This is a genomic window from Streptomyces sp. NPDC060028 (assembly GCF_042736725.1).
Taxonomy (GTDB): domain Bacteria; phylum Actinomycetota; class Actinomycetes; order Streptomycetales; family Streptomycetaceae; genus Streptomyces.
Genome location: NZ_JBHWVJ010000150.1, coordinates 1 through 9,312, shown reverse-complemented (window position 1 = coordinate 9,312; position 9,312 = coordinate 1). Strand labels below are relative to the sequence as shown.

4 protein-coding genes, 2 tRNA genes and 1 pseudogene are annotated in these 9,312 nt (G+C 71.8%); all 7 read right to left on the bottom strand.

Going from position 1 to position 9,312, the window contains the following annotated elements; genetic code table 11:
• Positions 1–95: 95 nt before the first annotated feature.
• Complete coding sequence (locus ACFWBF_RS36595) at positions 96–1,151, bottom strand: M23 family metallopeptidase (protein ID WP_385609159.1); 1,056 nt, start codon at positions 1,149–1,151, stop codon at positions 96–98.
• A gap of 282 nt (positions 1,152–1,433) precedes the next feature.
• Complete coding sequence (locus ACFWBF_RS36590; RefSeq protein WP_385609158.1) at positions 1,434–2,609, bottom strand: PP2C family protein-serine/threonine phosphatase; 1,176 nt, start codon at positions 2,607–2,609, stop codon at positions 1,434–1,436.
• A 154-nt stretch (positions 2,610–2,763) separates the two neighbouring features.
• Positions 2,764–2,837 (bottom strand) — tRNA-Met (locus ACFWBF_RS36585).
• A gap of 255 nt (positions 2,838–3,092) precedes the next feature.
• Positions 3,093–3,165: transfer RNA gene (locus ACFWBF_RS36580), tRNA-Lys, on the bottom strand.
• Positions 3,166–3,240: 75 nt separating this feature from the next.
• On the bottom strand, positions 3,241–6,132 hold the full coding sequence (locus tag ACFWBF_RS36575) for an FG-GAP-like repeat-containing protein (RefSeq protein WP_385609157.1): 2,892 nt from the start codon (positions 6,130–6,132) through the stop codon (positions 3,241–3,243).
• A 341-nt stretch (positions 6,133–6,473) separates the two neighbouring features.
• A complete protein-coding gene (locus tag ACFWBF_RS36570) occupies positions 6,474–8,867 on the bottom strand; it encodes a DEAD/DEAH box helicase (protein WP_385609156.1) in 2,394 nt (797 codons plus the stop codon).
• A 242-nt stretch (positions 8,868–9,109) separates the two neighbouring features.
• A pseudogene (locus ACFWBF_RS36565) lies at positions 9,110–9,312 on the bottom strand (hypothetical protein); the annotation flags it as partial.

Genomic DNA, 9,312 nt, shown 5'->3' with positions numbered 1-9,312 from the left:
ACCGCGTCTCGTACTGGACGTACTTGCGCGGTCCGACAACGCGGCGAGGCGCCGTACCGGGCGGCGCGCCCCGGTGAACCTTTCCGGTCACAGCACTAGACGGACAGGCCCTTCGACCTCAGCCAGGTCAGCGGGTCGATGGTCGAGCCGCCCTGGCGGACCTCGAGGTGGAGGTGGGGGCCGGTGACGTTGCCGGTGGCGCCGACGCGGCCGATGGTCTCGCCCGTGCCCACCGAACCGCCGGTCACCGACATCGACGACAGGTGGCAGTACCAGACCTCGGTGCCGTCCTCGAGCTCCAGCACGATGCGGTAGCCGTACGCGCCGGACCAGCCGGCCGAAGTGATCTTGCCGCTGCCGACGGCCTTGACGGGGGTGCCGGTCGGGGCCGCGAAGTCGAGGCCGGTGTGGTGGCCGGAGGACCACATGGAGCCGGCGTCCCCGTAGTGCGAGGTGAGGGTGTAGGCGGAGGTCGGGAGGGCGTAGCTGCCGGCCAGTTCGGCGAGGCGCTCCTGCTCGGCCTTGGCCTCGGCGGCTTCCCGGGCGGCCTCGGCCTCCTGCGCGGCCTTCTCGGCGGTTGCCGCGGCCGCGGCCTCGGCCTCCTTCCGGGCGGCCTCCTGCTTCTCCTTGGCTTCCTTGGCGGCGGCCTCCTGGGCGCCCCGCTCGGCCTCGGCCTGTTCCCGGGCGGCCGCGGCGTCCTGCTGGGACTCGGCCTGCTGGAGGATGCGGCTGCGCAGGAGTTCGCCCGCGTCGGCCCGCCGGTCGGCCTGCTGCGGGATGATCCCGGACCTCGCCGCGGCGGCCCGCGCACCGGCGGCCGCGTCCGCGCCGTCGGCCTGATGCGCCTGGCTGCCGTCGAGGGAGTCCGTGGTTTTCGGCGCGTGCGGCATCAGGTCGGGCAACGAGGGCAGGGATATGGCTACTTGGGGCCGGTCCTGCGCGGTGGCGATGCCGCCCGCGCCGACCGCCGCGATGACGCCGACGCCGAGCACGGTGGAGGAACGGGCCAGTCCGCCGCGCTGCTTGATCACCCGGTGCTTGCCCCGGGCCGGCCGGGCCGAGTCCTCGGTGGGGTTCCACTCGCCCCAGGCGCCGGCGGTGGGCTGCTCCTGGATCTCGGCGCCTTCAGGGGCAGGCAAGTTGGAGGCCACCGGGGCACACTCCTCATTGACGCGCACGCGCACGGCGCCATCTCTTGCGACGGCCGGGACGACCGCGCTGCGTTATCGAACGGTAATAGAAGAAGGGGAGTGATTCCAAGCAGTTGCGATTGATCGTTAACGTCAATCAGCCACTCTCCGAGCGGCTCTGGCCATCACTTTTAGCCATATTCAGGGATCAACTCGGGCAAAGATCGGCCGACTCACGCATCCCTCCAGCCACGCACACACATTGACGATACGTCAGCTCCCTTGCACAGAGCGCCCCTTCGGTCACTCTCCGTCGCCCTTCGGTACGACGGGCACCGTCCGCCGCCGCTCCGGCTGCCCCTCCCCCGGTCTGCTGACCGCGAGCAGCGCCATGTCGTCAGTCGCCCTGCCGCCCGTGTACCGGCGGACGTCGCTGCTGAGGGCGCCGAGCAACTCGTCGGGCCCGGGGAAGACCCGGCCGCGCAGCCGGGCCTCCGGGTCGTAGAACTCCCCCGCCGCGTCCCGGGCCTCCGTCAGCCCGTCCGTGTACAGCAGCAGCGTGGCCCCCGCCGGGAAGGGCCACTCCTGCGCCCGGTCCGGCGAGCCGCCCAGCTCCCCCATGCCGAGCGGCAGCGCCAGCTCCGCCGGGGCGAGGGCCGAGACACCACCGTCCGCGTGCAGCAGCAAGGGCTCGGGGTGCCCGCGGTTGACCAGCCGCACCACGCCCGCGTCCGCCGGGATCTCCCCCAGCACGCACGTCGTGAACCCCTCCACCGCGTCCAGGCTGCCCCGCCGGGTGCCCTCGCGGGCCAGCGCCCGTTCCAGCCGCCGCGCCACGCCCTCCAGCGTCGGCTCGCTCTCCGCCGCCTCCCGGAAGGCCCCGAGGACCACGGCGACCGCTTCGACCGCCCCGAGCCCCTTGCCCCGTACGTCGCCCACCGCCAGGCGCACCCCGTACGGGCCGTCCTGGACGGCGTACAGGTCGCCACCGATGAACGCGTCCGCCTGCGCGGCCTCGTACCGGGCGCAGACGTGCAGGCCCGCGATGCGTTCGGCGGGCGTCGGCAGCACGGCGCGCTGGGCGGCTTCGGCGATCCCGCGCGCGGACGCGAGCTGCTCGCCGCTGCGGCGTACGACCCGGTTGATCAGGACGGCCAACGCGGAGACGGTCAGGACGGTGGCCAGCTCCGTCATGGCCTCCACCTTCCAGGTGGTGTCGTTGTAGACGTGCAGCAGGACCACGGCGAGCGTGGCCAGCGCCCCGGTCCAGATGGTCCCGCGGATCGTGAACAGCGGGGCGGCGATCAACGGGGCCGCGGTAAAGAAGGGGGAGCCGGTGAAGCTGGGCGGGGTGAGGACGTCGAAGCCGAAGCCGAGCACGATCAGCGCCCCCGGGAGCACCCGGACCACACGCCGGGCCACACCGCCGCCGGACCCGCGCCCGCCGTTGCCGCTGCCCTGCCGGCCCTGCCCCGCCACGCTGGCCTCCTGCCGCCCGGTCTGCCCTCAAGGCTTGCCGTAGGAGCGGCGGCAGCGCGACCCGGCCGGGCCCGTTCGGGTGACGGGCCGACTCGGCGGCGGCGGGTACGACGAAGGCCCGGCTCCCCAAGGGGAACCGGGCCTTCGTACTGAGTAGCGGGGGCAGGATTTGAACCTACGACCTCTGGGTTATGAGCCCAGCGAGCTACCGAGCTGCTCCACCCCGCGTCGGTAAACCCAACTCTAGCCCATCCGGGGGGAGGGCTCCGCCAATTAACCTCCCCGGCACCCCTGCGAACGACATAAGGCCAGGTCAGAGCCGTGAAACCCACCTCACAGCCACCCATCTGACCCGGTGTGGGCTGCACGGGCTTCCGCCGCGGCAGCTGCCGGCCCGCGCCGTCCACGTCCACCCGCGGGCAAGCCCCGCCAACGACAGAGCGCCCCGCCTGGCCGAAACCAGACGGGGCGCTCCACAAGCGGTAGGCCATGTCGGACTCGAACCGACAACCAACGGATTAAAAGTCCGCTGCTCTGCCAATTGAGCTAATGGCCCTCCACGTGCTCACGACAGAGCATAGCCGGACAGCGCCGGTCAGCCGATCGGGTATCGACTGACCGGCCCGTGTCCTCAGCTCAGGCTCGCGTAAGTCCCCCAGCCGTCACTGATCTTGACGCGCTTCTCGAACGTGCCGTTGCCCCGGCCGACATAGCGCCACAGGGCGCCCGCCGTGTCGCGCGCCACCAGGTCGGACTTGCCGTCGCCGGTGATGTCGCCGACGCCGACGAGGGCGTTGAAGATCTGCCAGCCCGTGCCGATCTCCACCCGGGGCGCCAGCTTGCCGTCGGACCGGCCGGGATAGAACCACAGCTTGCCGCTCGGGTCCCGGCCCACCATGTCGCCGCGGCCGTCGCCGTTGAGGTCGCGCGCGCCGGCCAGCAGGTAGCCCTGCATGCCCTCGGCGATCAGCGCCTTGGAGGAGAGCCCGAACTGCGGCCCGGCGCCCTTGAGGGCGTACATGTACAGCTGGCCCGTGGTGTTGTTCCTGGCCAGCAGGTCCGTCCGCCCGTCCCCGGTGAGGTCACCGGGCGCGATGAGCGTGTCGTACGCGTTCCAGCCGCCGAGGCCGATCACCGTGTACGGCGAGGCCGGCGTCAGGGGCTGCCCGCAGCCGGGCCGGTACGCGCGCAGCGCCCCGGCGGTCGTCCGCACGAGCACGTCGTTGCAGCCGTCGTTGTCCACGTCGCCGAACGGCAGCACGGCGTTGACGGCGTTGTCGCCGGTCCAGCCACTGCCGGAGACGGCCGCCCCGAAGGCACCCGGGCCGCCGGGCAGGAAGTCGGCCGTCCCGTCGGCCTTGAACCCGAACAGGTCGCCGTACCCGTCCCCCACGAAGTCCCGGGGCCCGGCCCCGGCCCCGGAGAGCGCGACGGCCCCGGTGGCCGTGAGCGCGGCGCCCTGCCCGTCGGCGGGCTGGGCGGTCAGCGTCCAGTCGTACGCGCCGTTGGGGAGGTACTTCCCGGCCTTGTCCTTGCCGTCCCACGAGGTGGTGACCACTCCGCGCGCCTCACCGCCACCGCGCACGGGTGTGGTGATGCCCGTCTCCTTGTTCCGGACCGTCAGCTGCCAGGAGGCGGCCGGCTTGGACAGCCACCAGCGCGCCTGCCAGCCGTTCGCCTTCTTGGCATCCAGGGCGGTGGGGACGCTCTGGTCGATGGCAGCCAGCGGGGAGGCCGCGCCCGTGACGCCGACGAGGTGGACGGCCTCGCTCGCGTCCGTGTACGCCAGTCGGCCGCCGAACCTGTCGATGGTCCAGTCGACACCGAACCCCGCGATGAACGAGGCGACATCGTGTTCCCGGACCGCGGCGCCGGAGCGCACGTTGGTCACCTCGAGGCCCGCCCCCGCCTCGTGCACCACGAACCCGTCGCCGAGCTGCACGCTGTGGCGTTCAGGGGTGAAGGGCAGCGGGATCCGCTTCTTGGCGGGTACGTGATAGACGGCGGCGGCGTCTCCGTAGAAGGAGCAAGTGGAGTAGAACCAGTCGCCGCTGACGTGGAGTTCGTACGGGCGGCAGCCCGAGCCCAGGTCCACCCGCTGGGTGACCTGGCCCGTCCGCAGATCCGTCCCGGCCACCACGCCCTTGTCGCCTTCGGGCTGCCAGAGCGTCGAGCCCCACAGGACCGCGGGCGAGGACGCCTTGACGTCCAGGATCTTTCCGGCGTCGATGTCGGCCACGAGCAGGCGCTGGACGGAGTTCTCCCACGCCACGAAGAAAAGGTAGCGGCCCGAGGCGCTCACGATGTGATCGGCCTGCAGCCGAGTGGTACTCGGCAGCCACACCCAATGGTTGGCGGGGCCCGCGTGGGTTTCCTGTACGTGCACCACGACCACGCAGTCGAGGCCGCACGTCTTGGTGTCGGAGCCGGTGGAGAGCGCGACCAGCCGGCCGTCACCCGTGGCGACGTTCCAGCCTCCGCTGTTGCCTGTGGAGGAGCAGACCTCGTCTTTCCACGTACCGTCGCAGCTCCACGTGGGGGTCGGGGACACCGATACCGGGCCCGACACCGATGTCTGGTAGCCCTGGACGGTTTCGATGCCGTCGTTCTGGCCGATGGAGAGGTCGCCTTGGCCCAAGGCCAGGCTCATCCGGTCCGCCGGCTTGTACGGGACAGGCAGCACTTCCCTCGTCCGGGGGATGCCCTGGGCTTCGGGAGCGATGCTCACGACACTCCAGTGGGCCCGGTCGGTGGCACCGAGGGCGTACGCCTTGCCGTCTGCTCCGGCCACCATCCGGGCGGTGACCGCCAAGGGAACGGGCGACGCGCCACCGCTGAGGGGGTAGGCCATGCCGGCGGTGAGCAGCCAGTCGTCGATCGGCAGCACGACCCTGGCGTACGACTCGTCGACGGTGACCGTGCGGGTCACGCCGGGATCGGAGCGGGAAATCAGCGTCACCTTCCCGGCTTCGTGCAAGGCGACCCACTTCGGACCGATCGTGGTGCTCGTCAGATCGAACGGGCTGCTGACCCCCGCAGGAAGCGGTATCGGACGCAGAGTCGCCGTGCCGTAGTCGACCAGCCCGAGCCGTGGCGCGCCTCCCGTGCCGTCGTAGCCAACCAGGGCGCCCTTCTCGTCGGAGGCCCGGACCACGACCGCACCGGCCACCTGTTCGGCGGTCGCCACGGGGACGTCCTTGCGCGGCTCGTTCTCGCGGCCGAGCAGACGGAAGCCGAGCCAGCCGTCCGCGCGCTTCTCGGTCGCAAGGACCTGAGTGGGGGAGATGGCGTTCGACCACTTGCGGTTGGCCTGGGGGGCGACCGTCTCGGTCTTGCCGGTGACGTAATCGTGGATCTTCAGCGGACCTTGGTCAGCGCCGTGCAGGCGGATTTCGCAACCGACCCAGTCACCCAGACGGACCGTCCACACAGCACTTCCGGACTCGTCGCAGTCCGGATCCCGCGCCTGCCGTCCGTCCTTGAGGCTCTGCCAGTACATCCGTCCGTCGAAACCGGCGCTCATCTGCAGGCCGGTACCAGCTGCGTAGAGCCTTCGGTCCGGCTCCCACCCGCTCGGTGCGGAGGCGAGTGTCGCCTCGCCCCCCGGTGCCGGCGACGCCGCGGCCGGTATGGCGCTCACGGCGCCTAGTGCCATGGCCAGTGCGAGCGCAGCGGCGCCCGGCACGCGTGACCGTTTCATGTGTCGTCCCACCCCGATAAGAGCGGTGGGGCTCTGCGGTCGCGGTGTCTCTTGCCGTGCCCCCACCGCAAAGTCAGCGGATCTTAACAAAACGCAGACAGGGCCCGTGCGACACCGGGGTGTCGGGCGGGCCCTGTCAGGGGTTCAGCTCAGTTCAGCTGCGATCAGCCGTTGCGCTTCCAGCGGGGCTTGTCGTCGCGGCGGCCGCCGAAGGAACCGGTGGAACCGGAGCCGGAGGGGCGGTTGTCGTCGCGGCGGCCGTACGGGCGGTCGCCGCCCGCGGGGCGGTCGTCGCGGCGGAAGCCGCCACCGGCCGGACGGTCGCCACCGGAGCGGAAGCCGCCACCGGCCGGACGGTCGCCGCCGGAGCGGAAGCCACCGGACGGACGGTCGTCGCGGCGGAAGCCGCCACGGTCGCCACCGCGGTCGTCACGGTTGAAACCACCCGAGGGGCGGTCGTCACGGCGGAAGCCACCGCCGGCCGGACGGTCGCCACCGCGGTCGTCACGGTTGAAACCACCCGAGGGGCGGTCGTCACGACGGAAGCCACCACCGGCGGGACGGTCGCCACCGGAGCGGAAGCCGCCACCGGACGGACGGTCGCCACCGGAGCGGAAGCCGCCACCGGACGGACGGTCGCCGCCGGAGCGGAAGCCACCGGACGGACGGTCGTCGCGGCGGAAGCCACCGCCGGCCGGACGGTCGCCACCGCGGTCGTCACGGTTGAAGCCACCCGAGGGGCGGTCGCCGCCGGAGCGGAAGCCACCGGACGGACGGTCGTCGCGGCGGAAGCCGCCACGGTCGCCGCCACGGTCACCGCGGTCGTCACGGCGGAAGCCGCCACGGTCGCCGCCACGGTCACCGCGGTCGTCGCGACGGTTGTCGCGGCGCTCGAAGTTGCCGCGGTCGTCGCGACGCTGCTCGAACTGGCGCTCCTGGACGACCGGCTCGGCCGCGACGGCAGCCGCGACCTCGGCCTCGGCGGCCTCGACCACCTCGGCGACAGCGGCCTCCGGGTCCTCGCCACGCTCACGGGCGGAACGGGCGACGAGGCGGTCGGCCTCCTCGCGCAGCTCCACGGCGCGGCGCGACAGGCGCTCCAGCTGCTTGGTGAGGTCGGCGACCTCGCGCTCGGCCTGCTTCGCGGCGTTGTTCGCGGAGTCGGCCTGAACCTGCGTCAGCGAACGGGCACCGGTGATCTCGGCGACCTCGGGGTCGAACGCGCCGACGCCCTGGACGATGTGGCGCGAGGCGTCCACGCCCGCGTCCTCCATCAGGCGGAAGATCTGGCGGCGCTGGTGCGGCAGGGCCAGGGAGACCACGACGCCCGACTTGCCGGCGCGGGCGGTACGGCCCGAGCGGTGCAGGTAGTCCTTGTGGTCGCCGGCCGGGTCCACGTTCAGGACCAGGTCGATGCCGTCGACGTGGATGCCGCGGGCGGCGACGTCGGTGGCGACGAGCGCGTTGACGTAGCCGTCCTTGAAGTCGGCGAGGACGCGGGTACGGGCACCCTGCGTCATGCCGCCGTGCAGCGCGTCGGCCTTCACGCCGGACTCGATGAGCTGCTCGGCGATGCGGTCGGCGCCCAGCTGGGTGCGGACGAAGATGATGGTGCGGCCCTTGCGGGCGGCGATGGCGGCCGTGACCGGCGCCTTGTCCTTCGGCTTCACGACGAGGACGTGGTGCGTCATGGTCGTGACGTTGCCCTGCGCGCTGTCGACCTCGTGCGTGACGGGGTTGGTCAGGTAGCGCTTGACCAGGGTGCCGATCTCGTTCTCCATGGTGGCGGAGAAGAGCATGCGCTGGCCGCCGCCGGGGATCTGGTCGAGCAGCTCGGTGACCTCGGGCAGGAAGCCCAGGTCCGCCATCTGGTCGGCCTCGTCGAGGACGGCGATCTTGACGTTCGCGAGGGAGCAGGCGCCACGGTTGATGATGTCGCGCAGACGGCCCGGGGTGGCGACGAGGACGTCGACACCGCGCTCGAGGGCGTAGATCTGGTTGCTCATCGAGGTACCGCCGCAGACGACCTTCATCTTGAGGCCGAGCACGTCGCCGTAGGGCTGGAGGGCGTCCGCGACCTGCATCGCGAGCTCACGCGTCGGCGTGAGGATGATGGCGCGGGGCTTCTTCTTCTCGGTGTGCCCGCCGGCCAGGGAGGCCAGGGTCGGCAGACCGAAGGAGAGGGTCTTGCCGGAGCCGGTGCGGCCGCGGCCGAGGATGTCCTTGCCGGCCAGGGCGTCCGGGATGGTCGCGGCCTGGATCGGGAAGGGCGACGTGACGCCGTTCTGGGCGAGCTTGCGCACGATGCCCTCGGGCAGACCGAGCTCGCCGAAGCCGATCGTGGGCTCCGCGTCGGCGTCAGCCTCAGCGTCGTCGTCGAAGTCGTTGGTGGAGTCCTCGAGGGACTCGCCGGTCGCCACGTCGGCCTCAAGAGCCTCGATGATCTCGTTCGCTTCCGCGGCCTCAATGGCCTCGGTGACCACGAGGGCCTCAGCGTCAACGATCTCGTGGGAGTCGTTCTCGGGCATGACGGAACGGTCAGAACTGGAAATGGACATGCGAAATGCGAAACCTTCCGGAGTCTCGGCACGCGCCCAAACTCCGTGAATCGCAAATCGACCGCCTCAATGCGGTCAGCCACGGCTAGGGAGAGTACGCGCCACACGGCGCTCTTCGGAGTCGGCGCCGGGCAATGGGATCAAACGATCTATAACCATACGCACCCTCCCCGGGGTCTGGCAAGTCGCTCCACCCAAAACGGCCCTGACCTGCAAAGACGTCCCGGAGAGGGGGCGCGCGCCTACGGCGCGGGCGCCGGGCTGGGCTCCCCCGTGGGCTGCGCCGGGGTCGGTGTGGTTTCCGTCACGGTCGGCTGCGGAGTCGGTGGTTCCGGTACCGGCGACGGGGACTGCTGGCCCCCGCCGGAACCGCCCGCGCCGCCCGAGCCACCGCCCGCGCCGCCCGCCCCGCCGCCGCCCGACGAGGGCTGCTGCGGACCCTGGC

Coding starts and splice junctions, on each gene's coding strand:
- ACFWBF_RS36575 (WP_385609157.1), bottom strand. CDS start 6,132: ATGAGCGCCGGTTTCGACGGACGGATGTACTGGCAGAGCCTCAAGGAC.
- ACFWBF_RS36570 (WP_385609156.1), bottom strand. CDS start 8,867: ATGTCCATTTCCAGTTCTGACCGTTCCGTCATGCCCGAGAACGACTCC.